A 26388-nucleotide genomic window follows, 5' to 3' on the forward strand; every position below is an offset into this window, starting at 1 on the left:
CGCCTGCCGGTCAGCGCATGCGGGTGAGTTTGACCAGCCGCTGGTTCATGTCGTCGAGGCGGCGGATCAATACCTCGATCACCTGGTTTTTGATTTTCAGATGCAGGGCCGGGCTGATTTTTTTCAAAAGAATGTCATCGATCTTCAACACAATGCCGTCCTCGTCCGCCACCACATTGCTGTAACGTTTCCTGCGTGCCTTCATACTGACTTCACCGAACAGATCGCCGGGATTCAGATGCGCGAGGAAAATGTCTTCCGGTTTGATGACGCTGAACGTGCCCTTGATGATGACAAAGAATCCGTAATCGGTATCACCGACGCGCACCACGCACTCACCGGGCTTCACGAATTTCCAGTGGTCCTTGAACGAATACAGGTGCGCCCGTTCTTCCGAGTCCATGAACTGGAAGAAGTTGTTCGCCTCCACCCAGTGCTGTAGCGTTGCCTGATCCATGATCCTCCCCCCCTCCCCTTTAAGTTGGAGTACGGGCTCAATAAATGGAAACCCGACAGGCCTCACATTTATCAGCCGTGGCCGCCCATCATGAAGGCCTCCGCCTCGTCGAACTTCGGTTTGGGCAGGTGCGCCACCTTTCGGAAAAAAGCCTCCCCCTCTTTCAGCACCTCCCGCACCGTGGGCAGTTGAAACATCATACCGCGAAACGCCGCCGCACCGGGATAGCCATATGCCATCCACACCGCCAGCTTGCGCAGGTACAACAGCGTGCGGCGCATGTCGTACACCGGCTCCAGCATTTCGTGAAAACGTTGCAGCAACTCGACCGGCGTCGGCGACAGCGTCTCTCCCAGATCGCCCGTGCATTCCCTGAATATCCACGGATCGCGCAGGGCGCCCCTGCCGATCATCACCGCATCGACGCCGCTTTCCTCGAGCAACTCACGGGCGCGGCCGGCACTGCGGATGTCGCCGTTGCCGATGATGGGGATGCCGGTTTTGCGTTTGACCTCGGCGATCAATCCCCAGTCGGCCTGCCCGCTGTATCCCTGCTGGCGCGTACGCCCGTGGATCGCCACCCACTGGCACCCCGCCTGCTGGGCCGCATCGACGCATTCGTGGATGGTGAGTTCGTCGTGACTCCACCCGGTGCGCATCTTCACCGTGAGCGGCAGATCGATATTGGTGCGGATGTGTTTGAGAAAGACAAACAGTTTTTCCGGATCGCGCATGAGCGCCGACCCGCACCCTTTCTTCACCACCTTCTTCACCGGGCAACCGAGGTTGATGTCGATGAAGTCCGCGCCCTGTTCTTTCACCTGCGGCGCAACGCGGACGTAATCGTCAGCGTCCTCGCCGAACAGTTGAATGCCGACCAGCGTACCGGGGTTTTCGTGGACGCGGATCATCTTCGCCGTACGTTCCGAGCTGTACACCAGTCCCTTGGCCGACACCAACTCCGAGATCAACACCCCCGCGCCCATCTCATCCATCAGGTGACGGTAGCAGAGGTCGGTGATGCCGGACATCGGCGCCATCCAGTAGGGATTGCGCATGCGCTTGATCAGCGGATACGCGGTCTCCGTATCGGCCATCGCTGTCGGTTTTTGTATTGGTGCGTTCATTTTCTATTTACACGTTTTCTTCGTTAGCACGCTGTGTTCGATGAACGGCTGGAAATGATCCGGCCATGGCGCGGTGAGTTCCATCGCGCGATCGGGTCCATTGAACGCCAGGCGGTACGCGTGCAGACCAAACTCGTATGACCCCTCGATTCTTTTGCCGTATACCTCGTCATTCAGAATAGGCAACCCCACGCTCGCCAGGTGCACGCGGATCTGGTTGGTGCGGCCGGTGTGCGGCACCGCGCGGATGAGCGACGCGCCCTCCTTCACCGCCAGGCATTCGAACACCGTGACCGCGGGTTTGGGATCGAGGATGCCGGGTCCCACGCCGCGCGCCGAACCCACCACCTTGCCCACCGGCAGGTCCACGACGAAGCGCGGCGATTTCGGCTTGCCCGCCACCAGCGCCAGGTACTCCTTGTGCACGCGGTTGCGGGTGAACTCCTGAGACAGGTTATACGCCGCCTCGCGCGTTTTGGCAAACACCACAAGCCCCGTGGTGGTGGCGTCCAGCCTCTGCACCGGACGCGGCACTTCACCCGGATAACGCTCGCGCAACAACTCCGTCATGCTGTTCTGGAAATAGCGTCCGCTGGGGTGCACGGGAAGCGGCGCGCCCTTGTTGAGCGCGCGGATGTGTTCATCCTCATAAACCACCTCCAGCTTGCGGTCGGCGGGCGGCTCCGTGCGCACACCCATGTTGGTGATGATGTAGTCGTGTTCCTTGAGTCGCGTGCCCAGGACCACAGGCAGGCCGTTGACCGTGATGCGGCCTTTCACGATGCGCCGCTCCCATTCCTCCCGCCCGAAGTACGGAAAGCGGTCGCAGAAATACGCTTCGATGGTGTAGCCGATGTAGCGGCCCGGCAGGTGGCAGGCGTAGATCTGTTCCTGCGGCGGCGGTGTGTGCAGGCGGTTTTTGGCGTGCCGCGTTTCGGAGGCGGGGGGAGGCGTGGCGGGCATGGGCGGTCCCTCAGTTCATGCGCGGGTCCACCGGCGCTCTCAACAGGTATTCGTATTCCTTGCCGAGCGATTTCACCACCCGGCCCCAGATATTGCTTTCAGGGTCGCCGAAGATATGGTCGTTCTTCGCGTCGCAGGTCAGCCAGCTACGGTGCTCCATCTCCCCGGCCAGCTGACCGCTCCCCCAGCCGGAATAACCGATGTAGAAGCGCAGGTTCTCCGCCGGGTTTTCGAGTTGACGGTACACTTTCTCCAACGGTTCCCAGCTCATGCCCAGATGGATGTTGTCGCAGATGGGCTCGAGCCCCTCCAGCGGCCGTTCCGAGCGCACCAGGTAGAACACCTGCGACTGCGCCACCGGGCCGCCGACAAACACCTCGTTGTCGTAGCCGGTTAAAAACTCCGCCTTCTGGAACAACTCCGAAGCCATCAGTCCCGCCTTTCGGTTGACCACGAGGCCGAACGAGCCTTCATCATTGTGATCGCACAGCAACACCACGGTGCGGGAAAAGTTGGGATCGCCCAATACCGGGTTGGCAATCAGGAAGGTGCCTTTGCCGTAAGCGTCTTCAGACATGAACTCCCCTGAGCTGGAATACGCGTTCGGTTACAGATTTACGGACTGGCACTTGCGGAACAACGGTCCGTTGCGCGCGGCCTCGCGTCCTTCGATGGTGGTGAAGTTGTTGTCCATGGCGATGGACACCAGGTTCGGCAGTCTGGTGGAGTTGGCCAGCGCGATCAGGCCCACGTCGCCGATCTCGTTTTGCGCCAGGTCCAGCTCTTCCAGCCGTTCCAGTTCGTTTTCCTCCGCCAGGACTTTCGCGCCTTCATCGCGCAGGTAGTTGCGGTACAGGTTGAGCGTCCTCAACTTTTGAAACACCTTGGATTTGATGATGGCGCGGATGCCGTTGGCACCCAGTTCGTTGCCGCCGAACTCGACCCAGTTGACCTTGGAGAACGCCTCGCATTCGGCCACAAAATGCGCACCCGCGTCGCCGATCTTGTTGCCGCCCAGGTTGAGGCGCTTGACCTTGGCGATGCGCGGGTCCTCGGCGATCACCTTGATGCCGTTGACGCCAACGCAACAGCCGAACAGGTTGAGTTCGCGGCCGTCCTCGCTCAGCTTGTCGCTCACCACCTTGTGCATGGTGTCGATCAGTTTCTGACCGGTGTAGTTGCACGGTTCCGCCGTGTCGTAAATTCGGTATCCACTTAGTGAAGGCATGTTCCCTCGACCGGAAAATTCAGGATTTCAAACTATAAACCTTGATTTAAGACCCCAATGCCTATACATTGGACGGAAACGTCCCCGAATCCACAAAGCCTTTAAAATTGTCGGTTTAGTTCATCGACAGGCTATTATAATGTTGACAGAAAATCAATATTATTTACAATTCGCTGTTTTACCGGGAGTCCCTCAATGAAGCTTGATTTCGACAAGATGGGCGGCCTTGTGCCCGCCATCATTCAGGATGCCAAATCCGGCAAAGTGCTGATGCTCGCCTACATGAACCAGATCGCCTGGGAGAAAACGCTGGAAACGGGCAACGCTTGGTTCTACAGCCGCTCCCGCGACAAACAATGGATGAAGGGCGAGGAAAGCGGCAACGTGCAGAAGGTGAAGGAAGTGTTCATCGACTGCGACGACGACACGGTTCTGCTGAAAGTGGAACAGGTCGGCGAGGCCGCCTGCCACAAGGGCTACCAGAGCTGTTTCTTCCGCAAGCTCAACGGCGAGCTGACCACCGTCGAGGAAAAAATCTTCGACCCCGAAAAAGTGTACAAAAAGTAAGAACCGCAACCTTTTCAACCGCAGGTAAGTGAATGAGTGGAAACGTATTGAAACTGGGAATTCCCAAGGGCAGTCTGCAGGACGCCACCGCCGCCCTCTTTGAAAAAGCCGGGTGGAAGATCAAATTCAGCAGTCGTTCCTATTACCCCACCATCGATGACGACGAGATCGAATGTCTGCTGATCCGCGCGCAGGAAATCGCCCGCTACGTCGCCGATGGCGTGCTGGACGCGGGCCTGACCGGCAAGGACTGGGTGCAGGAAAACCGCGTCGAGGTCGAGGAAATCGCCGACCTCGTTTATTCGAAAACCTCGGACCGCCCGGTGCGCTGGGTCATTGCCGTGCCCAACGACTCGCCCATCAACAACGTCAAGGACCTGCAGGGCAAGCGCATCGCCACCGAAGCGGTCAACATGACCGTCGATTACCTGAAACAGCACGGCGTCACCGCCTCGGTCGAGTTCTCCTGGGGCGCGACGGAAGTCAAACCGCCGAAACTCGCCGACGCCATCGTTGAAATCACCGAGACCGGCAGTTCGCTCCGCGCCAACAACCTGCGCATCATCGACACCATCATGGAGTCGAACACCAAGTTCATCATGAACAAGGACTCCTTCAAGGATGAATGGAAGCGCACCAAGGTGGAGCGCATCGTGCTCATGCTGAAAGGCGCCATGGCCGCCAACCGCAAGGTCGGCATCATGATGAACGTGCCGCGCAAGTCGATGGAGGCTGTCATGAAAATCCTGCCTCCCAACACCAAGCCGACCATCTCCAGCCTGACCGACGACGCCTGGGCCGATTTGATGGTCATTCTGGAAGAAAAGCTGGTGCGCGAGATCGTGCCGGATCTCAAAAAAGCGGGAGCGGAAGACATCGTCGAGTTCCCGCTCAACAAGATCATCCACTGAACCGGAAAACCATTGGCCAGGGACGAAGAACGACAGGAAGCGGACTCCGAATCCACGGAGTCCCGGTCCCAACCGCCGGAAGTGCCTGAGGGCGAGGCGGACTCTCCGCCCGTGGATGCCGCAGATAGAAACGCGGAAGAAACCACCGGCGAACCCACCTCCACCGACGGCGAAAAACCGGAAGGCGAGGACACCACCTCGGCCTCCGGCCAAGCCCCCTCCGAAGAATCCGCTGAGGCGGAACCCAAAGACGCCCCTTTCGGCGATGAAACCAAGGCCAGCGACGACACACCTGCCAAAAAAGTCAAAACCAAGGGCACGGGCAAGATCTGGTTCGTGCTTCTCTTGATTCTCGGCGCGGGCGGGTATTTCGGCTGGAAGGGATTCGAAATGCTCCGCGGCCATCAGGGCGTTCTGGTTTCGCTCAACCGGCAGTCCGACGATCTCGGCCGCGACATCCAGCAACTGCGCGAGCTGGTGAATCAACTGCCCAAAAAAAACGCGGCGCAGTTGGAACAACTAATCGCGCGGTTTGAGGAAACGCAGGCCCGCATCGAGGAAACCCAATCACGGATTGATGAAAACAACGAAGCCCAGCGCGCCGCACTCGAAGCCCTGCAGAAGGAAGTCGATCAACTGAAAGAAGGCGTGCGCATCGGCACCATCCAACTGCAATCCACGGAGGAAGTGCCGGGCGCCGAAGGCGAGTTGGGACCCGTCTCCGGCGAGGTGGTGACGGAACCGGAAGCAACGCTTGCAGAAGAAATGCCCGCCGAGGAAACGGAAGAGGCTCCTGCGGAAGAACCTGTAGCGACCGAAGAGACACCGGTGGAAGAATCGGGTGAAACTGCCGCTGAAGAAACCGCGGAAGGAACGACCCCGGAAGAAACCGAAACCGGGGCCGCTGAGGCCACCGCTCAGGTGGTGCCCGGTGGGGCGGAAATGACGGAAACGGAAGAAGAGTTGCCGCAGGAAGAAAGCGCCGAATCTTCAGCCGAAGAAACTCCGGTCGTGGAAGAGGCCGCCCCGCAGGAACCGGAACCGACGCCCTCCGTCGAGACCGCCGAAGCGCCGCCGCAACCGCAAGTCCCCCAGCAACCCGAACCCACTCAGCCGCCGGAAACGCCGCACGGTCCCAAGCGCAGTGAAGAAGCGCAGAGCTACATCGACTTCGTGGAAGACTCCGCCGCCAAGGCATGGAACTGGGTCAAGGAAGGCTCGCAAAAACTGTGGGGCTCCATCAAGGACAAGTTTTGATCCCATCGGCCTGCCGGACGCCGTCCCTTTTTTAAACTCCCCCTACCCCCATCGCTTCTCTCAGGCACAGCCCGCGCCAAACAGGCAAACGACATTCCTCATTCCCTTTGAATGATGAGGGATCGCTCTCCATTCCATAGTTGCTTTTGTATAAACGCATTCCGCGGCCTGGGTTGTGAACAGAGATAAACTCAAGCCGCATGGCATCCGATATAATAAAGTATGCATTATCTCAAACTCGTGGCGGGTGTGGCGTTGCTGACGGCGGCGCTGGGCTCACCGGAAAAAGTCCTGGTCGGTCACGCCGTGGAGATCCTCTCCGGCGACACCTTTGCGCTTGAGGCCGAGAACAAACTATACAAGGTGCGATTGGAAGAAGTGGACGCGCCGGAGCGGGGCCAGCCGTTCGGCAAGCAATCACGCGATTATCTGGAAGAATTGATCCTGCATCGCGCCATCCGCGTCGATGTCTCGTTCGTGGACAAGTACGGTCAGCAAGTGGGCCGCGCCGTGCTGGCGGGCGGACGGGTGGTGAACGACGAGGTCGTCGCCCAGGGCTACGGCTGGCATTACCGCGCCACGCCGAACCCCGACGCGCGTCTGGCCAGGCTGGAGCAATACGCCTTCGCCCACAGCCTGGGATTGTGGATGCAGGTCGAACCCGTCCCGCCGTGGGAACACCGCCGCGAGAAGATCATCCCCGAAGCGCCGTGGGAAAGGGCGGAGATGGATTACGACCGCGTCCTGCATTACGGCATTGTGGGCGACGTCAAAAGCCGCATCTACCAGTGGCCCGCCTGCCGCGGCTACACCCGCGCCGCAGGGATCAACAAGCCCGTCATCTTCCAGACCCGCAAACAGGCCGAGGAAATGGGCTACCGGCCCGCCGCGCGGTGCCCTTCCTGATATAGACATAAAGGAAGAGCTTTCGCCGGAACGCTCCTTTATATATAATCGATCATCATGAACCACACCGACGCAAAACAGAACAGGGGCGGGAGCGATTCCGTTTCCCCGGCCGGAGCGGCCGATGCCAGCACCCGTGGGGTGCCGGAGTTATTGGCCCCGGCGGGCAGTCCGGAGAAGCTCGATTACGCTTTGGCCTACGGCGCCGATGCGGTGTACGCGGGCATTCCGCGGTTCTCGCTGCGCGCGCGCGAGAATCCGTTCAAGGACGCAACGCTGAAAGAGGCCATCGAGCGCACGCACCGGATGGGGCGGAAGATTTACATCACCGCCAACATCCTGCCGCCCAACCGCAAGATCGATTCGTTCAAACAGTCGCTCGCGTTTTATGCGGATGCGAAACCCGACGCCTTCATCATGGCCGACCCGGGGATGATCCGCTTCGCCCGCCGCGAGTTCCCGCACGTGCCGGTGCACCTGTCGGTGCAGACCAACACCATCAATTACGAGTCGGTGCAGTTCTGGTACGACGAGGGGGTGAGCCGCATCATCCTGTCGCGCGAATTGTCCCTGCCGGAGATCGCGGAGATCCACGCCAAGGTGCCGGGAATGGAGCTGGAGTCGTTTGTCCACGGCGCAATTTGTATTGCCTATTCGGGCCGATGCCTGCTGTCCAATTATTTCAACCACCGCGACGCCAACCAGGGCACCTGCACCAACAGTTGCCGCTGGGAGTACAACGTGCATCAGCAACCGCACGAGTCGGCGCCGGTGCAGAGCACGCACCAGCCGGAAATCCTGAACGGTGAATATTTCCTGGAAGAGCGCGAGCGGCCGGGCGAACTGATGCCCATTGACGAAGACGAGCACGGCACCTACATCATGAACTCGAAGGACCTGCGCGCCATTGAGTATCTGAAACCGATCCGCGACGCGGGCGTGTGTTCGTTCAAGATCGAAGGCCGCACCAAAACCATTTATTACCTGTCGATGGTGGTGCGCAGTTACCGCCGCGCCATCGACGACTTGGCGCGCGGGCAGGCATTCGACCCCAAACTCATCGACGAGATCAACAAGACCGCCAACCGCGGCTTCACTTCCGCGTTCCTCGTGCCGCGGTCGGATCACCAGACCGAGCGTTTCGACTCCGCTCAAGAGACGGACCTGCCGCAGGTGTTCGCCGGACAGGTAAAAGATGCGCGTCCCGGCTGGATGGAAGTGGAAGTGAAAAACCGCATTGAGGTAGGCGATCGCATCGAGTACATCTCCCCCGCGCGGCAGAGTTATTTCCACATCGCCGCCATCGAGAACGCGAAAGGCGAATCGGTGAACGTCGCGCATGGCGGTGCGGGCAAAGTGTGGATCGCCACCGACCAGCCGGTCGAACCCTACGCGCTACTCAGCCGCGTCGTCACCCAGCAGACGGCGGACTCCCTCTCCCTGCACACGCAATAATTCCTCTACACGCACAGATCGAAGTCGGTTTCCTGTAAGGGATGGAGCCCGCAGGCGACATCACGGAGCCCGGCGGATATCCTTTGTGGCAGTCACTGCTGATTGTCCGGTTTGTCGGAGCGTTGGGAAGTTTCGGCGAACCACAGGACGATGAAGATGACGACGGACAGCCCCGCCGCAAGCCAGAAGTCGAAGCTCTTGTTCTCCAGGTCGAAGAAGTCGTAAGTCATTGTCCCATCAATGATTAGGATGGCTACGGCAATGCTGAGCAGGAGCGCAAGTTTTCTCAAAACGGGGTCCTCGACATTCAGAAGAAGCGGGCCCGGCGGTATGCGGTCCGCCGCCCGGAGAGGGCGGGGGTCCCGGAGCGGGTTGCCTGGATTAGAATGAGGCCTTCGGCCAAATTATTTTTGAAACCGGGAGCGGCTTGCTTATATAATGTGGATCGCCTCAATTGTTATTTGAATTTTAACAAGTTACAGGCCGAGCGCAAGCCGGATTCCGGTCCTCCCCGCGATTTTCGACCGGACGGCCCATCCTGCGTGATCCTCAATCGCATTTAAAAGAGTGGACCTTTATATATGGCAATTCCAATTCGACAGGCAATGAAAGTTGGGTTTTACCTGTTCAAGCAGAAACTCCTCGGCAAAAAAAAGTACCCGCTGGTGTTGATGCTCGAACCTCTTTACCGTTGCAACCTTGAGTGCACGGGCTGTGGAAAAATCCAGAAACCCAACGATATTCTCAAACAATATCTGAGCGTGGACCAGTGCCTGCGAGCCGCGAAGGAATGTGGCGCGCCGATCGTCTCCATCGCCGGCGGCGAACCGCTGATCCATCCGCATATCGTGGAGATCATTGAAGGCCTGATCAAGCAGGGCCGCTACGTGTACCTGTGCACCAACGCCATCCTGCTCGAAAAGTATCTCGACCAACTGCCGAAATCGCCGTTGCTCACGCTGTCGATTCACCTGGACGGCATGAAGGAACACCACGACCACATCTGCATGGAAGAAGGCGTGTACGACAAGGCGATCGATGCCATCCGCGCCGCCAAGAAGAAAGGTTTCCGCGTCACCACCAACACCACGTTCTTCGACGGCGTTTCCGTTGAGTACGCCGAGCAGTTCCTCGATCACATCAAACCGCTGGGCGTCGACGGCATGACGGTGTCTTCCGCCTTCCAGTATCCGGATGCACCGGACCAGGAACATTTTCCCGGCCGCGCGAAGACGATGGAATTTTTCGGCGACCTGTTGAATCGCAACAAGGGCGGCAGATGGAACTTCAACCATTCGCCGTTCTACCTCGACTTCCTGCAGGGCAAGCGCGATTACGACTGCACGCCGTGGGGCAACCCGTGTTACTCCGTCCTCGGCTGGCAGAGACCGTGTTACCTGCTCGACGAGGGCTACGCCAAGAGCTTCCGCGAGTTGATGAAGACCACCGACTGGGACAGCTACGGTCACCGCAACCACGACAAGTGCCGCGACTGCACGGCGCACTGCGGGTACGAGGCCACGGCGGTGGAGGACTCGACGCGCGGCCTGCGCAACATGGTGTACTCGGCCAAAGCCGTCTTCCAATAGCCCGTTGAACGGGCAGGCAGATGGGTACTGCCTTGTGGGCGAACGATGGCCCTCCAGCCCAATTTAAAACCCATTCCGTTTATTTAACCCTCCCCTGAATCAGGGGAGGGTTTTTTTATTGTTCTCCCTCTTGGTAGTGAGTCTATTTGCCGCGGGCCACGCCCGCCCATAACACGGATGGGCAACCGGCTACTGCCCGGTAGTCGCGGCGATGGCGGGTGGGCGCGTTTCGAAAGTTTCCCCAGTTTGCCGCGGGCCACGCCCGCCCATAACACGGATGGGCAACCGGCTGATGCCCGCGTGGCCCCTTTCCTTAATAAATGAGTCCGTAATCCACGGCAACTCCCGCCATAAAAAAACCCGGACCCCGCAAAGGGGGCCCGGGTAAGAGGTTCCGACGATGACTGCGATTACCGCGTGAGGTTCACGGTTTCCGTAAGGAGGTCGTCGGTCGTGGTGATGATGCGGGCACTCGCCTGGAATGCCTGCTGAGTTTTGATCATGGTGACGAACTCCTGCGCCAGATCGACGTTGGACAACTCCAGCGTACTGCCAAGCACGGAACCGAAGGCCCCGGTATTGGGAGCGGCGATCACCGGCTGGCCGGAAAGGCCCGACTCCGCGAACAGGTTCTGCCCGACGCGCGTCAGGCCCGTCGGCGCCAGGAAATCCGCCAGTGCCACCTGGAACAACGATTCCGACTGGCCGTTGCTGAACAGGCCGTTGATGGTGCCGTCGTTGTTCACGCTCAACCCGGTCAACACGCCGGTTGGGAACCCGTCCTGGATCACCGAGTTGGTGTTGGACGCGGCGGCAAAAGCGGTCATCTTGCCGTTGGTGGCGATGCCCGTGGTGTCAGCCAGATCCCAAACCACGTTCTGCGCGGCGGCGGGAGGCGTGGCCGTTGTGAAGTCCAGCGCGATGGTCAGGTCGGTCACGTTCCCCGTGGCGACCAAGGCTCCACCACTGTCCAGCAGTTCGTCCAGGTTGCCGTTGGCATCAAAACCCAGGGAGCCCGTGGCGGTAGCGGCGCTCACCGTGCCACCCCCCGCGAGGCTGATGGAATAGTCCCACTGCGTGGTTACGGTGCCGCCGAAATTACCGCTCAGGGTATTTTCCTTGGTGAAAGTGACGCTCATGATCACCTGATCACCGACCGAATTGATGAGGGTGACCGGGGAGGTGAAGGTGGTGCCATCCGCGGCGGAAGCATCCAGATTCGCTCCCAGCGTGAACGAAGTGGTGGCGTTCGGCGCGGACTGCACTCCGGCAAGGTCCACGTCCTCAAGCGTCGTGCCCACCGTACCGCCGGTGATGCGGAATCCCTGAAGAAGGTTGCCGCCGATGTCCTGCACCACGCCGTCGTCATTGATGCGGAACTGTCCGGCCCGGGTGTAGAAGTTGCCCTGGCCGTTGTTGACGATGAAGAAGCCCTGACCGTCGATCGCCATGTCCAGCGCGTTGGTGCTGTTCTCCATCGCGCCCTGCGAAAAATCCTGCAACGACCCGACGAACTGCGTGCCCTGCCCGATCTGGGACGTCACCGACCCGTTGTTCAGGATGGTGCTGAACAGATCGCCGAACACACTCTTACTGCTTTTGAAGCCGACCGTATTGGTGTTGGAAATGTTGTCGCCGATGACGTTCATCGCCTGCGAGTTGGACCGCAGACCGGACACACCGGAGAACAGGGAGCCTATGAGTGACATGACATCTCTCCTTATCGGATTGTATTAGAGCGAAACTCTGGAAATATTTTCAGCCGAAATCTTGGCGCCGTTCACGATGGCGTAGGTGTTGCCGTTTTCAAATAGGACTTCCGACACGGTTCCCTTGGTGAAGGTGGCGGCGTCCACGCTGTTGCCCGCGGGGCCGATCGCTTTCACCTGGAAGGTGTAGTTGCCTTCCGGCACCGAGTTGCCGGAGGCGTCCTTGCCATCCCAGACGGCGGTGTTATTGCCCTTGCCGCCGGTGCCCGTAACACTGCGCACCAGGGTGCCGATGGCGTCGTACACCTCAACCCTCACCGTGTCCGCCTCATTTGCGAGCGAATAACTCAGGTTGTGCGTCTCCCCGTTCGCGTGCGCCACGGTGTTGCCCTGCACATCCACCTGTTTGCCGATCATGTTGATCATGCTGGAATTGGTGGCGGCCTGTTGCGACTGGATCAGCTTCATGATGTTGGTGTTGACGTTGGTCATTTGTTCCAGCGCACTGAACTGGGCCAACTGCGCGCTGAACTCCTGGCCATCCATCGGGTTCAGCGGGTTCTGGTTGCTGAGCTGGGCGATCATGAGTTTCATGAAGTCGTCCTTGCCCAGTGTGTTTTTGGCACTGGCGGGTGCAGTGGATTTGTTCGATTCCGCGTACGGTAAAACACCTTCCAACATGGCCGATGCCTCCTAAAAAATTATGCGAATAAACTGATGGTTTGCGATTCGTTGAAAAATACCGGCCGGGTGAACGCCATCTCTTCCACCGGCGCGGAGGCATCGGGTCCCAATGCCGGGTCGAACGGCCGGAACGCATGCACGTTTTCCTGACGTTGATGCGGCGACTGACCCTGGTTGTTGCCGCCGACGAGCACGGTGAAGGAATCGACCTTCACACCCTGGCTGTGCATGGTGTCACGCAATTGCGTGAGACTGCCTTCGATGGCCTGCTTGACCGCGTGGTTCTCCGCCACCAGGGTGGCGCGCACCGTTTCGCCTTTGGACGACACGTTCAGCCGCACGGTTCCCAGGGACGGCGGGTCGAGCTTGATGTGCACTTCGCGATGATTGCCCAAATTGCGGAACGCGACCTTCTCGATGATCTGCGCCGTCACCGGTTTTTCGACACCGCCGCGCGCGCTGTAAGTTTCCGCCATCATCGGCCGGAATCCCTCTCCCGCCTTGTCGGAAACGGGTGCCGTGGTGGTGGCTCCCACCGGCGCAGTCGGGTTTACGGTCTGCGTGGCTTCCCCACCCGTGGACACACCGTGGATGGCCGAAGCGGTGGCGGCCTGCGCCGTGACGACCTGTCCCGTCGCAACGGCAGGTTTCGGTGCGGCGGCGTGCGGAGTCAGCGGTTGCGTGTGGGTGTTCGTTTGCGCCTTGCCTTCATGCGTCAGGTTGGAGACGGTCTTCGAACCCGGTTTTTCTCCCATCACCTCCGCCGGCGTTTTCATCTTCGCCTCGGTGGAGCGGGTGTCGAGGTTCAGTTTCGGCTCGCGGGCAGGCACGGCGGGTTCGGTTTGCGTCTCCGGCGTGGGCTGACCGGCACCTTTGGTTTTGGAAATGCTTTCAGCCAGCTTGGCCAGCACGACGCGTCCGTCCACCTTGCTGTCGGCACCGTTCATGCCCCGCGCCTGGTCGACAATCTTTCGCGCTTCGGTTTCGGAAAGCCCGGCCTTCATCAACGCATCGATTACTTTCTTTTCGAGGACCGAAGCGTTGGCGCCGTTGTTCTGGGAAGCCTGAACGGCCACGTCCTCTTCCGGATTCTCAACCTGAACGTTCTGCAGGGCCTGGAGCAAACCGTTCAGCGCCATCAGGAATGCGCCGGCCTGACCGTTTTCATCCATATCGCCGTTCAATGCGGCGATCAGGCGATCAAGCACTTCCGGATCGAGGTCCATCTGCCGGAGTTGTTCGATCAACTGGTCTTTCGACACGCCGCCGCTCTGTGCGGAGACGAGATTCATCAGTTGAAACTCCGGATCGGTTTTGAGCTGATTGAGCAGTTGCATGAGCGCATCGGTGCCAGGCTCCTGCGTATTTTCCATCGAAGCCAGAAGCACGTCCGCCTGCGCGCCATTCACACCTGCGGGCAACCCTTCGCCGCTCTGCAACAGGGCGAGGAGCGCCTGGAGCGAGGCTTCCTGCGGGAGGGGACCGGGGTTTTGCGTGTGTACCGGGGGCATTTGCGGTTTGCCGTTCTGGATGCCGGTGGTGTGTTCCTTGTATTTGGTACCCGATGCATTCTGGTTTGCGTGGGTGAAAGACCGTGTTTCTGTCTGGTGTGTTTCCTTGCCGGAATATGGAATGGTTTGCGGTTTGGAATCGCTGGTGACATTCCGTGGGCCGGTGCTCGAATCAGTGCGGGCGCCGTCCAACCGCTGGTCACGGTAGCGGCCATCGGAATCGGAAGAGGAGACATCGTCACGGCGCACGGGGCGCGTCTCGTTCTGCATGAACTTGTCGAAGCCCGGCGCGCCCGCTTCCTTGCTTCCGGGCTGAGGCCCGGACGTCGTCTTGGGCTGGGTTGCCGAACCGATCAGTTGCGTCACGATGTTTTTGCTTTGCATGGTCACGTTGGTTTCCTCTTCACTGGCCTGGGGCACAGCTTTTGGGTTCCCCCTTGAAAAGCAAAGGGTGTGCCAAAATCGAGTGACGCCCGAAAATCCTTGACAGGACTGGTTTTGCGGGCTGGGTGGGGTTAAGCCGGGGACCGCGGGCGGGCGGGCAAAACCTGCCCCGGCGGGAAAATTTTTCCCGCAAGGCACCGGGCCGGGCGGTCCGGAACCGGAATCCAATCCGCGCGGGGCGGCCGGGATTCCAGTGCGAGAAATCCGTCGTCAAAATTTTTGGATGAGGGAACCGTTTGTGCTTGTAATCAATAGTCCGTTCCTTTCATATGAAAATGGAAGCGTTCATACAAAAGCCTGAAATAGAAGAAGGAAGCGCCCCCGAACCATGCTGTCCACCCTGACCTCACTACGCACGCTGTTGTTCGGATTGTTCCTCATCATGCTGGGGAGCGGTCTGCAGGGAACCCTGCTCAGCCTGCGCGCCTCATTTGAAGGGTTTTCGCCCTTCCTCACCGGTCTCATCATGTCCGGGTATTACATCGGTTACCTGGTAGGATCGTTGTGGGTCATCCGCATCACGCATGAAGTGGGGCACATTCGCGTGTTCGCGGCGATGGCGGCCATCGCTTCCGGCACCATCCTCCTGCACATGGTGTTTGTCGATCCGATCGCGTGGCTGGTGTTCCGGCTGGTGACGGGGTTCTGTTTCGTCGGCATCTTCATCACCGTGGAAAGCTGGGTGAACCATTTCACACGCAACGAGGTGCGCGGCAAAATCCTGTCGCTGTATATGGTGATCCAGTTTCTGGGAAGCGGCCTCGGGCAGTTGTTGTTAACCGTGGACGATCCGCACGGCTTCATGCTGTTCATTGTGGTGTCGGTGGTCATCTCCATGGCATCGGTGCCGATCCTCCTGTCCACGGCGACGGTGGCGCCGCAGATCACCAGTCCGCCGAAACCAAAGCTGGCCAGCCTGTTCAGCCTGGCGCGGCTGGGGCTGGTGGGGTCGCTGGCGGTGGGCATGTCTTCCGGCGCGTTCTGGGGCGTGGGCGCGGTGTATGCTTCCAAGCTGGGGCTGTCCGTTTCCAACATCGCCCTGTTCATGGCGGTGGTCATTCTGGGCGGCATGCTGTTTCAGTGGCCGCTGGGCTGGCTGTCCGACCGCATGACCCGGCAGAGGGTCATCGCCGTGGTGGCGTTTTCCGCCGCGTTTGTATCGCTCGCTCTGCTTATTTTTGAAGAAAGTGGAATGAACACCCTGCTGTTTCTGGCCATGATCTTCGGCGGACTGTCTTTGCCGTTGTATTCCATCCTCTCCGCTTACACCAACGACCACGTGCCGCCGGAGGAGATGGTGCAGGCCAGCAGTGGGTTGATGCTGGTATTCGGACTGGGAGCCATTCTGGGTCCGATTGCCGGCGGCATCATGCTGGACGTGCTGGGCAGTGCGGGATTTTTCACCATGCAGACCATGATATTTGCGGTGCTGGGCAGTTACGCCTTCCGGCTGGAAGTGGTGTCGCCGCAACCGGAGGTGGAGGAAAACGTGCCGACCGTGCCGATGCCGTCGCGCCCCTCTCCCTTGTCTGCGGTGGCGGCGGCGGAAACCATGCAGGAGGCGCTCGATTCCGATTCCTCGGGCGACGATGGGCGGAGGAGAGAGGAAGTGGGTGTGGCGGCTTCGCCAGACGCCGGGCCTTTGGAGCCGGATGACAGCGGGAAGGGGCCGGACGCCGCCCCGCGGGGTCCGTCAGCGAAGGATCTTTGACAGCTCCACCGCATCCGGAAAGTATTCCTTCGGGCACAGGAACCGGAAGATCTGCACGATGTGGCGCGCCGTGTCCAGCACGTCGTGGTTGACCAGGTTCATGCCTCCCACCTTGTCGCGGATGACGGTTTCAAAGTAAGTCTCGGCGCGTCTTTTTCTTTCCTCCTCGTCCAGGTTGGCAGTCAGGATGTCCGCCAGCCTCCCCACCTCCACCCAGAAGCCGGCACACTTCGCACATTGATCGACCTCCAACTCCAGCTTGCGGCTGAACCAGTGGCGGAACAGGATGGTGTTCCGGCAGTGCGGACAGACGTGATGGATATTGCGGAACTCATGGACACCGTCGGCGCGCGGCACGGACAACAACTCCGCTCCCGCACCCGGAAGCCGCTCCGGAATCCGCTTCAGGCTTTTGCGCTCGATCCAGTAACCGCCGCATCCGTCCCGGCAGGCGTGGACCGTCACCCCCGCCGCAACGTGGGGAGTGAGCGTATTCTGGCAGGAGGGACACTCCAATGGGATTGTGGTTTCAGCGGTCATGGATATCGATGCCTTTTTTCCTCAACCTATCAGAAACCGGCGGTTCTGAAAACCGGGAGGGAGAGAAGCCAGGCGGCCGGGCCTCGCCTTTTCCCCCTTAATAGAAAAGGGTTGGAATTTGGATGGAACGGCGTTCCAATAAATAGGCAGGCCAAACCATCCAGCCGGGCCAGAAAAAGGTCGGAGAATGGCTCCTCCAAAAGTTTGGTTTGCGGATATCGGAAACCCGGGAAATCGCATTTTATTCTTTAAAATTCAACGCTTTATGGGTAAACTATAGGGGTTTTCACCAAATCATACTGAATATTCGGACACGGCTTTATGGCAATCAAATCCAAGCTGCGCTTGGGAGATATATTGATTCGCGCGGGGGTCATCGACGAATCCCAATTGCTGGAAGCGCTGGAAATCCAGAAAAAAACCGGCATGCAATTGGGCAAGGTGCTCTTGCAGATGAAATACATCACGGACAAGGATCTGGTGTACAGCCTGTCCGAGCAGATGGACATCCCGCAGGTGGATCTGGAGAACATCAAAATTTCCAACGAAGCGATTGAACTGGTCGAGGAAAAGTTTGCACGCAAGTCCATGCTCATTCCGTTCAAGGTGGAAGGCAAAACCCTGAACCTGGCCATCACCAATCCGTTCGACCTGTTTGCCATCGACGAAATCGCGGTGAAAACGAAGATGGACGTGGTGACGTGGCTGGCCACCGAGACCGAAGTGCACCGCGCCATCGAGGAATACTACGGGGTGGCGTCTTCCATTCAGGATGTGGTCAAGCACCTCGGCGTGGAGGACAAGAAAAAGAAAAAGGAGGAAGCCAAGCAACCGGAAGGGGGGACAACCACCGACGCTCCGGTGAAGAAGCTGGTCGACCTGATTCTGGTTCAGGCTTTGGAAGACGGTGCCAGCGACATCCACATTGAGCCGTACGAAAAAATCCTGCTCATCCGTTACCGCATCGACGGCGTGTTGTTTGAAGCCAAGCGCATTCCCAAATCCATCGAGTCCGCTTTCATCTCGCGTCTCAAGGTCATGGCCAACATGGACATCGCCGAGACGCGCGCACCGCAGGACGGCGGGTTTTCGCGCAGGCTCGAAGGCAAGAACATCGAATTCCGCGTGTCTTCCTGCCCCACCATTTACGGCGAAAACCTGGTCATCCGCATCCTGGACCGGTCCAAGCTGACGCTCACGCTCGACGACCTGGGGTTGATCGGTGGAGGTCTCGAAAAATTTCAGAAGTTGTTGCGGAATCCCTACGGCGTCATCCTGGTCACCGGGCCCACAGGAAGCGGCAAAACCACCACGCTCTACGCATCGCTCAGCCAGCTCAACACCCCCGACCGGAACATCAAGACCATCGAAGATCCGGTGGAGTACCGGCTGGACGGCATCCGCCAGACGCAGGTCAACCCGAAGGCCAACATCACCTTCGCCACGGGTCTGCGCTCGTTGATGCGGCAGGACCCGGACATCGTGATGGTGGGCGAAATCCGCGACGCGGAAACGGCGCAGATCGCCATCCAGGCGGCGCTGACGGGTCAGTTGGTGCTGAGCACCCTGCATACCAACGACACGGCGAGCACCATATCCCGCCTGACGGAATTCGGCATCGAACCGTTTCTCATGGTGTCGTCGATCATGGGCATCCTCGCCCAGCGGCTGGTGCGGCGCATTTGTTCCGAATGCAAAGTGGAACGGCCCATCACGCCGGAGGAAATGAAAATTTTCGAAATGCACGAGCTGGAGGTGAGCGGCCGTTCCCTTTACCACGGAGAAGGATGCAAGAGTTGCAAGAACAGCGGCTACAGGGGACGCGTCGGCATCTACGAGGTGCTGCTGGTCGATGACATCATCCGCAAAATGATTTTGGACCGAAGCGCTCCCATGGACATCCGCGACCGCGCCATATCGACACAGGGGCTCCGCACGTTGCGGCTCGACGGCCTGTCCAAAGTGCTGGAAGGATTCACCACGGTGGAAGAACTCGACCGGATGACGTTTACGGAAGACTCCACGTTTTAACAGGAAGCGGTATGCCGCAATTTCAATACAAAGCCCGCAACCGGATGGGAACCCTGATTTCGGGAACCATGTCGGCCGCCACCCCGCAGGATGTGGGGTTGGAACTGAGCCGCATGGGACATTTCCCCGTGGCCATCGAATCCGCCCGACCGGAACGCACGCCGGTTCTGGAGATGGACCTGTTCTCCCGTTTCCAGAAAATCAAAACACAGGAGATCGTGCTGTTCACCCGGCAGATGTCCACGTTGTTCAACGCCGGCATTCCCATTCTTTCCATCCTGCAGGCGCTGGAAGACCAGGTGGAGAACCTGCGTTTCAAGGCGGTCGTGCACCGGATTCAGGAGGACGTGGCCGACGGCCTGTCGCTTTCGGACGCCATGGCGCGTCACCCGGAGGTGTTCCCGGATCTGTATATCAACATGATCGAAGCCGGTGAGACCGGCGGCATCATGGAAGACGTGCTGGCCCGGCTGGCGGACCTGCTTGAAAAACAGCAGGAGAACGATGCCAAAGTGCGCGCCGCTTTCCGCTACCCCAAAATCGTGCTCGGCGTGATGGTGCTGGCCATCGCTTTTCTCATGTGGAAGGTGGTGCCGGTGTTCATCAACCTGTTCCAGACCATCAAGGTGGAGTTGCCTCTGCCCACGCAAATCCTGGTGCTGGTGCACGGCATGTTCGTAAAGTACTGGCTGTCCCTCTTTCTGCTGATCGGGGGCGGCATTTTTATATTCAGGCGCTACACGGCAACACAGTTGGGGCGGCGGCAATGGGATTATTTCAAACTCAGGATGCCGCTGTTGGGACCCATCAACCTGCGTTCCTCCATGGCCAAGTTCGCCCGCATCTTCGGCAACCTGCAACGCAGTGGCGTGCCCATTCTGGAAGCCCTGCATGTTTCCGCGCGGGTGGTGGACAACACCGTGCTCTCCGACGTCCTGATGAACCTGATCGTGAGTGTGGAGGAAGGCAAAGGCCTGGCCAAACCCCTGCGCGACAGCGGCTGGGTTCCTGTCCTGGTTGTGCAGATGGTGGCGGCGGGCGAAACCTCCGGCTCTCTGGATGAAATGTTGCTCAAGGTGGCGGATTACTACGACCAGGAAGGCGAGCGCAGTATCAAGGCGCTGTCCACCTGGCTGGAACCCATTCTCATTGTGGTGATGGGCGTGCTGGTGCTGTTCCTGGCGCTGTCCATTTTTCTGCCCATGTGGGACATGTCGAAAATGGCGTTACGGTGACGACCATGCTCACACCCAATCGCAATCCAGCCCGCCGCAAACCCGGCTGGAAAACGGAAAGCGGGTTCACGTTCATTGAAATGGTCATGGTCATCGTCATGATCGGACTGCTGGCCTCCGTGGCCATCCAACGGATGTTCGACATGGCGCGCCAGGCGGAGATCGCCGCCGAGGCCACCACCATCGAAATCCTGCGCTCGAACCTGTTGACGGTCATGGGAGAACAAATGCTGCGGGGGGAGAAAGCCTCGTTCCCGGACAACCCGTTTGCCAACCTCAACAAAATTCCGGAAGGTTACAATCCGCGCCACCGGGAAAAGCCGACCGGACGGGATAAGGATGACGGTTTGTGGGTTTATGTGCGGGCTACGGGGAACGAAGTGCTCTCCCCGGAAGACGCGGGCACTACGCTGAGTTCGTTTGATGTCGATGGATTCATTTACCATCAGCGCAACAATGGAAGGGTGTTCCGCTGGGCCTATGACCGGACGCGGGGAGCGATCAGCCGCAAGTTTCCGGTACCGGACAGCGAACTGGAGCAAGCACTGGAACGGAGGGCGGAACCGGACCTGGATTGACCGTTTCCGGCCACGGGCTTCAGAACAAGCCGGGTTCCGGCGGGTGGATTCGGAACCAATGAAGCATTGAAAAATAGATATTTAATGACAAATTTTGTCGTACTGGAACGGGCTTCGTGCAGGCAAGCCGGATTCCCGGAACCGGGCGCTTGCCCCCGAATCCCATCTAACTTATTGTTTTTATTATTATTTTTCACGAATGGGGTCGGGGAGGCAGGAAACTCCCAATTTTGGGCCAAGGTCAATTATTTTATCGAATGCTGGGAATAATCCGGTCCTCTTCGGCTCAAATCTATTATAATATATTGATAAATAAGACTTTATATTATCAGTGTGGACTCAAAACAGGTTGGCAAGGAAAAATGGCACGACTATTGCTCTTTTAAGACTAAAAACAATTGTCACGCCGTGTTGAATTTTTAAGGCAATTCGGGCTTAAATGGTTTGAACCTCAAAAAACCGGGATTTCATAACGATAAGGGAGGAGAGGGAATCATGTTGCAATCCAGAAAGAAAAACGAAAAAGGTTTCACTTTGGTTGAACTTATTTTGGTGATTGTGGTGCTGGGCATTCTGGCCGCCGTAGCCATTCCCAAATTCCTGGATCTGCAAAGCGCCGCGTCCACCGCACGGCAGAAGGGCGCACTGGCGGCCCTGCGCGGCTCCATCACCTTGCTGCATGCCCAATACCTGTTGGACACCACGTCCACCTACGACGCCACCTCGGTGCTGAACCAGACAGACCTGGCGGGCACCAGCGGCACCGCTTCCGCGGCAACGGCCATCACCATCACCTGGGACGATTCGACGACCAATACCTTCACCTACGCCGCTCAGTCGGGTTTCAACCCGGGAACCGTGAACTGATCGTAGCAACATGAGGACCCTCTCAGAAGAGGACTCTGCCTGCGGGCAGGGTCCTCTTTCTATTTTAACGGCGAAGGAAACCGTCCTCTCCGGCCTGGCTTTTCTGGCCCTGGCTTTGTTGTATTTCCACGACATGGCCGGCGGCGATTTCATCTTCGGCGGTGGCGACCTCATCTCCTTCTTCATCCCCCACCGCATGCTGTGGCTGGAACAAGTGGCGGATTTCACCTTTCCGTTGTGGAATCCGTACATCCTGAGCGGCAACCCGCTGTTCGCCACGCTTCAGCCCGCCATCCTCTACCCGCTGAGCCTCCTGTTCATCGCGTTTCCATTTGTACTGGCGGTGAATTTCACGGTGATCCTGCATTACACGCTGGCGGGCTGGTTCATGTACCTGCTGGTGCGCGCGTCGCACTGCGGGCGCGGCGCGGCGCTGGTGGCGGCGCTGGTTTTCATGTTCGGCGGCTATCTGGTGACGGTGCGCATTTACCTGTCCACCTTCATGCCGGTGGCGTGGATTCCTCTCCTCTTGCTGTGCTTCTTTGCCGGACTGCGCAAACGGGATGTGCGCTGGGGGCTGGCCGCCGCGGCAGTGGGCGCATGCATGTTCCTCGCCGGTGGCGTGGAAACCTGTTTCCAGATGTTCGCCCTGCTCGCTCTGTTTGCGCTGTGGCCGCAGGGCCTGTTTCCCCGTGAATCCCTGCCGCACTGGCGCTGGCGGCTGACCTATCTGGGCTTTTTCTTTGCCGTCTTCTTCGGCCTCATTGCGGTGCAGTTTTTTCCGACTTATGAGTTGTCGCGACTCACCGAACGCGCCGGGGGGCTCCCCATCGGCGAGGCGGCGCGCTGGGCGATGATGCCACAGGACCTGCTTCAGTTTTTCTTCTTCGACCCCTACGGCTACCTGAGCCGGGCGGAGGCTTCCAGCGCCAACCAGGTGTGGTTGCGTTCCTTGTATGTGGGAGCAATTCCATTCCTGCTGGCCGGACTGGCGATGTTCCGCTGTGGCCTGCGGGCCCGGGTCTGCGCCGGAATTGCCGTGCTTTCGGTGCTGGTGGCGATGGGTCCGGCCGGCGGTCTGTACTCGCTTTTTCACGCCACCGTCCCGTTCTTCGACACCTTCCGCTACCCGGTCAAGTTCATCCTGCCTGCGGTGGTGGCGCTGGCGCTCCTTGCCGGGTGGGGATGGGACCGCTTCGTCCGCGACGCCGGGTCCGGGCCCACAGCCGATGGCCGACACGCCCGGGTGTGGATCGGCCTGGCCACGACGGGCATGGTGCTGTTCGGACTGATCAATGCCTTCGAGCCCGTCATTCAGGCCGCGATGCAGGAGAGGGGGCTGGCGCCTCCCGCTTACAACGAAGTGAAGATCAACCTGTTCAACTCAAAACGCCTGCTCGCGTTTCTATCGTTGTTCTGCCTGATGCTGTTTTTATTTCTGCGCACGCAACGCAGGCCCGGGCTGTGGCTGGGAGCGGCGTTGTTCGTGCTGGCGCTCGACCTGATTTTCAGCGGTTACGGTTTTCATCACAAAGTGGCGCGGCAGGACTTTGATGCGCCCGATCCCCTCACTCAATTCATGCAAACGCACGCGGGGAAAGACCGCATCCATATCGCCGACAACGCCGAGCGGGCGAAGGACGGCGGCATCGCCAAAATCAATGTGCGCGGCAATCTCATCCAGGGTCCCAAGGTGCCGCTTCCCATCCGCACCGTGCCCGGCATTTACCAGGCGGACGGCTGGGCCGTGATGCGGCAGAACCGCTATCTCAAGTTCCGCAAGATCCTGCGCGTGCCGCCGTTTGAGGACCGGCTCAACCTGCTTCGCCTCGCCAATGTGCAATACCTCGTCAGCCGCGAACCGTTGCAGTCGCCGCAACTCCAGCCGGTGAAGTTCCACGATCCCGGTTATCCGGAGTTGAAGGTGTACAGGAACACAGGTTACCTGTCGCGCGCGTTCCTGGTGGGGGAATGCCGGGTGATTGCGGACGAAAAACACATCATCGCCGAACTCCTCGATCCGCGCACCGACTTCTCCCGGCAGGCCATCCTGGAGCACCCGCCCGAAGGTCTGGAATGCACCGGCGACGACAATCCGGAAACGCCTTCACCGGAGCCCGCGGGATCGGTCACCGATCCGGTTCTCGATTACGATTCGGTGGCGCTCACCGCCACGACACCCAAGGCGCAGGTGCTGGTGCTGTCGGACACGCATTATCCCGGCTGGACGGCGGCGATCGACGGCGAGGACACGCCGCTCTATCGCGCCGACCTGGTGTACCGCGCCATCGTGGTGCCGCCCGGCACACACCGCATCCGCTTCGAGTACCGGCCGTGGAGTTTCCGCCTCGGTGCGGGAATCACGTCCGTCACCATTGTTTTGTGTGGGGCTTTTCTGTTAAAACCTAAACGTCGCCATGCAAACACAAACCCCATCTCCATCACTCCGTCATAAACAAACGCTCGCGCTGGCCGCCCTCGCCCTGCTGTATGCGTGGACCCGGCTGTTTGCGCTCACGGATCTGCCCATTTTTTCCGACGAGGCCATCTACATCCACTGGGCGCAGATCATCCTGAGCGACCCGGCGCAGCTGCTGATTTCGATGACCGACGGCAAGCCGCCCTTGTTCATGTGGCTGAACGCGGTGACGCTCGCTTTGTTCGACGATCCGCTGGTGGCGGGGCGGATGGTGTCTATTCTCGCCGGATGGGCCGCCATGCTGGGCGTGTATTTCATCGGGCGCGACCTGTTCTCTCCGCGCGCGGGGCTGGCCGCCGCGCTTCTCTATGTACTGTTTCCCTACACGCTGTTCTTCGACCGGCTGGCGCTGGTGGACGGGCTCCTCACCGCACTCGGTGTGTGGTCGCTTCGCTGGGCGTTCCACATCGTTCAGGAAACCCGCGACGCAAAGAAAGCGTTTCGCATGCTGGGCGTGTTGTGGGGGCTGATGCTGTGGACCAAGGCCAGCGCCCTTCTCTGGATTTTCATTCCACTGCTGATGTTCCCGATGTGGGGCGCGCACCGGCGGCCGGGATTCTGGATGCAGTTGGGCGTTGCGCTGTCGATTCCACTATTGATGAATGCGGTCATCTATTACCTGGCGCCGCCCGTACGCGTACCGGGCCGCCTGCCGTTTCTGCACCACCTGTCGTACTTCATTCCGCTGGAGGAACTGGTCCGCTTTCCATTCATGCTCTGGATTCGCAATTTGTGGGTCACGCACGAATTTTTCGTCACCTACCTGACGTGGCCCATCGCGCTGTTGCTGTTGATGGGACTGGTTACATTGATCCAGAAAAAAGACAAGCGGGAGACGGCGATGTGGAGTTGGCTGGTTCTGCCGGGGCTCATGATCGTGCTGGTGGCGCAGGGGTTCTTCTCGCGTTACTTCTTACCGATGGTGCCGGCGGCGGCGTTGATCGCGGGCTTCACCGCCGACCGGCTGGCCGGCTGGCTGGCCGGGCGCATGGCCCGGCGCACCGCTCCACCGGCAACAATGCCGCCGCGTTTTCATACCGGCGCCTTCGCTCTGCTTCTGTTCGGCGCAGGCCTCGCCGCGGCGGTGTGGGACGCGCGCCTGCTCAACGACCCTCGCACCGCACCGTTGCACGAACTCGACCGGCTCCTCTATGTCGAAGGCATGAACTCCGGTTACGGCGTGAAGGAGGCAGCGGACTATTTGCGTGAGGAAGCGGTGAAGAACCAGCAACAGCGCGGTTACGAACTGTACCTGATGATTCCGCGACTGCCCGGCAACCCGGCAGAGGGCATCACCGTCTACCTGTTCGGCGACCCCAACGTGGTGTTCGTGCCCGCGTTCTGGTGGCCGGAGAAACCGTTGCTTCCCGACAGCAACCACTTCACCCTGCGCCCGTCCATTTACGAACTGTTTCCGCGTGTGCGGCGGCACGCGCACCTGCTGGACTTCGCCTACTTCGTGTACCCCAACACCACCTACCCGCAAGACAAGTTTTTGCAGGTGAATCCGAGTTTCCACAAGGAATGGAGCCACCCCAAACCGGACGGGAAACACGCCGTGGACCTGTTCCAGAACTTCACCGAAAAACTGGAGCTGGAACTGCCGACGCTGGGGAAACGCTAAAGGTTTTTTACGGTGAGGGCTTTTCTAATAGACTCGACGCGCTCGCGGTTGACGCCCAGGTCACTGCGTCCAAGGCGCGAGGCGGAGCGGAAGTGGAGGGTTTTCGTCTCCGCGTCAATCAGGAACTCGACGTCATCGACGAAGCGAAACACCCGGCTGGTGAACTCCGCGTACAGGTAATGCGGTTGTTGCGTGACGATCTCCACCCGGTCGCGGCGGGCCAACTCTTCCTGAATGGCCTGCATCACCGCCTCCGGCTCGCCCTGGAACGTCAGCGGCTCCACCTTGTGTTCGGCGTCGGTGGCGAAGCTGGAGACGCAGTTGGGCGAATCCGGGCAGGGGGCGAGGCGTCCGCCGGTCACGCCCAGGTGATCCGGCCGGGTGCCGGAACAGGCCGTCAGCAACAATGCCAGCCCCGCCACCGCAACCCACGCCTTATTATTTGATTTATTTGAGCTTGGATTATTTAATGTGGGCATAAGCGCGTTTGACAAGCACCCTCCGTTCCCTTACAT

The 26388-nt window shown here is 59.4% G+C and carries 24 protein-coding genes; 13 read left to right on the forward strand and 11 right to left on the reverse strand.

The window, feature by feature from the left end; translation table 11 throughout:
• Positions 1-10: 10 nt before the first annotated feature.
• The 5 genes from J2S31_RS14100 to J2S31_RS14120 all read right to left on the reverse strand — a co-directional run bounded on the left by J2S31_RS14100 (position 11) and on the right by J2S31_RS14120 (position 3775).
• Positions 11-457 (reverse strand): cyclic nucleotide-binding domain-containing protein, encoded by a 447-nt coding sequence (locus J2S31_RS14100; protein ID WP_237099799.1) that lies wholly within the window; start codon positions 455-457, stop codon positions 11-13.
• 71 nt (positions 458-528) lie between these two features.
• Positions 529-1584 carry a tRNA dihydrouridine synthase gene (locus tag J2S31_RS14105; RefSeq protein WP_237099800.1) on the reverse strand — a complete coding sequence of 352 codons (1056 nt, stop codon included), beginning with the start codon at positions 1582-1584 and terminating at the stop codon, positions 529-531.
• Positions 1585-1587: 3 nt separating this feature from the next.
• Positions 1588-2547: an RluA family pseudouridine synthase gene (locus J2S31_RS14110; RefSeq protein WP_237099801.1), complete on the reverse strand. Its 960-nt coding sequence runs from the start codon at positions 2545-2547 to the stop codon at positions 1588-1590.
• 10 nt (positions 2548-2557) lie between these two features.
• Positions 2558-3124, reverse strand: a complete 567-nt coding sequence (locus J2S31_RS14115; RefSeq protein ID WP_237099802.1) for a YqgE/AlgH family protein — start codon at positions 3122-3124, stop codon at positions 2558-2560.
• Between the two features lie 30 nt (positions 3125-3154).
• Positions 3155-3775 (reverse strand): hypothetical protein, encoded by a 621-nt coding sequence (locus J2S31_RS14120; protein WP_237099803.1) that lies wholly within the window; start codon positions 3773-3775, stop codon positions 3155-3157.
• Positions 3776-3970: 195 nt separating this feature from the next.
• Between J2S31_RS14120 and hisI the strand changes: the two genes are divergently transcribed.
• From hisI to trhP, 5 genes are all read left to right on the forward strand, one after another.
• Entirely contained in the window at positions 3971-4342 is a 372-nt protein-coding gene (gene hisI / locus J2S31_RS14125; protein WP_237099804.1) for a phosphoribosyl-AMP cyclohydrolase, read from the forward strand.
• Between the two features lie 32 nt (positions 4343-4374).
• Positions 4375-5253 carry an ATP phosphoribosyltransferase gene (gene hisG, locus J2S31_RS14130; RefSeq protein WP_237099805.1) on the forward strand — a complete coding sequence of 293 codons (879 nt, stop codon included), beginning with the start codon at positions 4375-4377 and terminating at the stop codon, positions 5251-5253.
• Between the two features lie 12 nt (positions 5254-5265).
• Positions 5266-6510: a hypothetical protein gene (locus J2S31_RS14135; RefSeq protein WP_237099806.1), complete on the forward strand. Its 1245-nt coding sequence runs from the start codon at positions 5266-5268 to the stop codon at positions 6508-6510.
• A gap of 222 nt (positions 6511-6732) precedes the next feature.
• Positions 6733-7416, forward strand: coding sequence for a thermonuclease family protein (locus J2S31_RS14140; RefSeq protein WP_237099807.1), 684 nt, complete (start codon positions 6733-6735; stop codon positions 7414-7416).
• A 57-nt stretch (positions 7417-7473) separates the two neighbouring features.
• Positions 7474-8871, forward strand: a complete 1398-nt coding sequence (trhP, locus tag J2S31_RS14145) for a prephenate-dependent tRNA uridine(34) hydroxylase TrhP (protein ID WP_237099808.1) — start codon at positions 7474-7476, stop codon at positions 8869-8871.
• 92 nt (positions 8872-8963) lie between these two features.
• Here the strand turns inward: trhP and J2S31_RS14150 are convergent, their stop codons facing one another.
• Positions 8964-9101 carry a hypothetical protein gene (locus J2S31_RS14150; RefSeq protein ID WP_237099809.1) on the reverse strand — a complete coding sequence of 46 codons (138 nt, stop codon included), beginning with the start codon at positions 9099-9101 and terminating at the stop codon, positions 8964-8966.
• 351 nt (positions 9102-9452) lie between these two features.
• On the opposite strand from J2S31_RS14150, the gene hpnH reads away from it, so the two are divergent.
• Positions 9453-10460: an adenosyl-hopene transferase HpnH gene (gene hpnH / locus J2S31_RS14155; RefSeq protein ID WP_237099810.1), complete on the forward strand. Its 1008-nt coding sequence runs from the start codon at positions 9453-9455 to the stop codon at positions 10458-10460.
• A gap of 410 nt (positions 10461-10870) precedes the next feature.
• On the opposite strand, the gene J2S31_RS14160 is transcribed toward hpnH, so the two are convergent.
• From J2S31_RS14160 to J2S31_RS14705, 3 genes are read right to left on the reverse strand one after another with little or no spacing between them, the layout of a single operon-like run.
• Positions 10871-12169, reverse strand: coding sequence for a flagellar hook protein FlgE (locus tag J2S31_RS14160; RefSeq protein ID WP_237099811.1), 1299 nt, complete (start codon positions 12167-12169; stop codon positions 10871-10873).
• Between the two features lie 24 nt (positions 12170-12193).
• Positions 12194-12850, reverse strand: a complete 657-nt coding sequence (locus J2S31_RS14165) for a flagellar hook assembly protein FlgD (RefSeq protein ID WP_237099812.1) — start codon at positions 12848-12850, stop codon at positions 12194-12196.
• Positions 12851-12870: 20 nt separating this feature from the next.
• Positions 12871-14784: a flagellar hook-length control protein FliK gene (locus J2S31_RS14705; protein ID WP_237099813.1), complete on the reverse strand. Its 1914-nt coding sequence runs from the start codon at positions 14782-14784 to the stop codon at positions 12871-12873.
• 352 nt (positions 14785-15136) lie between these two features.
• Between J2S31_RS14705 and J2S31_RS14175 the strand changes: the two genes are divergently transcribed.
• Positions 15137-16519, forward strand: coding sequence for an MFS transporter (locus J2S31_RS14175; RefSeq protein WP_237099814.1), 1383 nt, complete (start codon positions 15137-15139; stop codon positions 16517-16519).
• On the opposite strand, the gene J2S31_RS14180 is transcribed toward J2S31_RS14175, so the two are convergent.
• A complete protein-coding gene (locus tag J2S31_RS14180; protein WP_237099815.1) occupies positions 16502-17059 on the reverse strand; it encodes a TFIIB-type zinc ribbon-containing protein in 558 nt (185 codons plus the stop codon). The genes J2S31_RS14175 and J2S31_RS14180 overlap by 18 nt on opposite strands.
• A 321-nt stretch (positions 17060-17380) precedes the next feature.
• Here J2S31_RS14180 and J2S31_RS14185 point away from each other — a divergent pair, with 321 nt between their 5' ends.
• From J2S31_RS14185 to J2S31_RS14210, 6 genes are all read left to right on the forward strand, one after another.
• Positions 17381-19090: a GspE/PulE family protein gene (locus J2S31_RS14185; RefSeq protein WP_237099816.1), complete on the forward strand. Its 1710-nt coding sequence runs from the start codon at positions 17381-17383 to the stop codon at positions 19088-19090.
• An 11-nt stretch (positions 19091-19101) separates the two neighbouring features.
• Complete coding sequence (locus tag J2S31_RS14190; protein WP_237099817.1) at positions 19102-20325, forward strand: type II secretion system F family protein; 1224 nt, start codon at positions 19102-19104, stop codon at positions 20323-20325.
• A 5-nt stretch (positions 20326-20330) separates the two neighbouring features.
• On the forward strand, positions 20331-20903 hold the full coding sequence (locus J2S31_RS14195; protein WP_237099818.1) for a type II secretion system protein: 573 nt from the start codon (positions 20331-20333) through the stop codon (positions 20901-20903).
• 495 nt (positions 20904-21398) lie between these two features.
• Positions 21399-21770 carry a type II secretion system protein gene (locus J2S31_RS14200; protein WP_237099819.1) on the forward strand — a complete coding sequence of 124 codons (372 nt, stop codon included), beginning with the start codon at positions 21399-21401 and terminating at the stop codon, positions 21768-21770.
• Between the two features lie 10 nt (positions 21771-21780).
• On the forward strand, positions 21781-24225 hold the full coding sequence (locus tag J2S31_RS14205) for a YfhO family protein (protein WP_237099820.1): 2445 nt from the start codon (positions 21781-21783) through the stop codon (positions 24223-24225).
• The gene (locus J2S31_RS14210; protein WP_237099821.1) at positions 24188-25873 is read left to right on the forward strand and encodes an ArnT family glycosyltransferase; all 1686 of its coding nucleotides are present in this window, start codon (positions 24188-24190) and stop codon (positions 25871-25873) included. Before J2S31_RS14205 ends, J2S31_RS14210 begins: the two co-directional genes overlap by 38 nt.
• Here J2S31_RS14210 and J2S31_RS14215 read toward each other — a convergent pair.
• A complete protein-coding gene (locus J2S31_RS14215; protein ID WP_237099822.1) occupies positions 25870-26295 on the reverse strand; it encodes a DUF1499 domain-containing protein in 426 nt (141 codons plus the stop codon). The two genes, J2S31_RS14210 and J2S31_RS14215, sit on opposite strands and share 4 nt — an antisense overlap.
• Positions 26296-26388 lie beyond the last annotated feature (93 nt).

Origin of the sequence: Nitrospina gracilis Nb-211 (assembly GCF_021845525.1) — a bacterium.
GTDB classification, from domain to species: Bacteria; Nitrospinota; Nitrospinia; order Nitrospinales; family Nitrospinaceae; genus Nitrospina; species Nitrospina gracilis_A.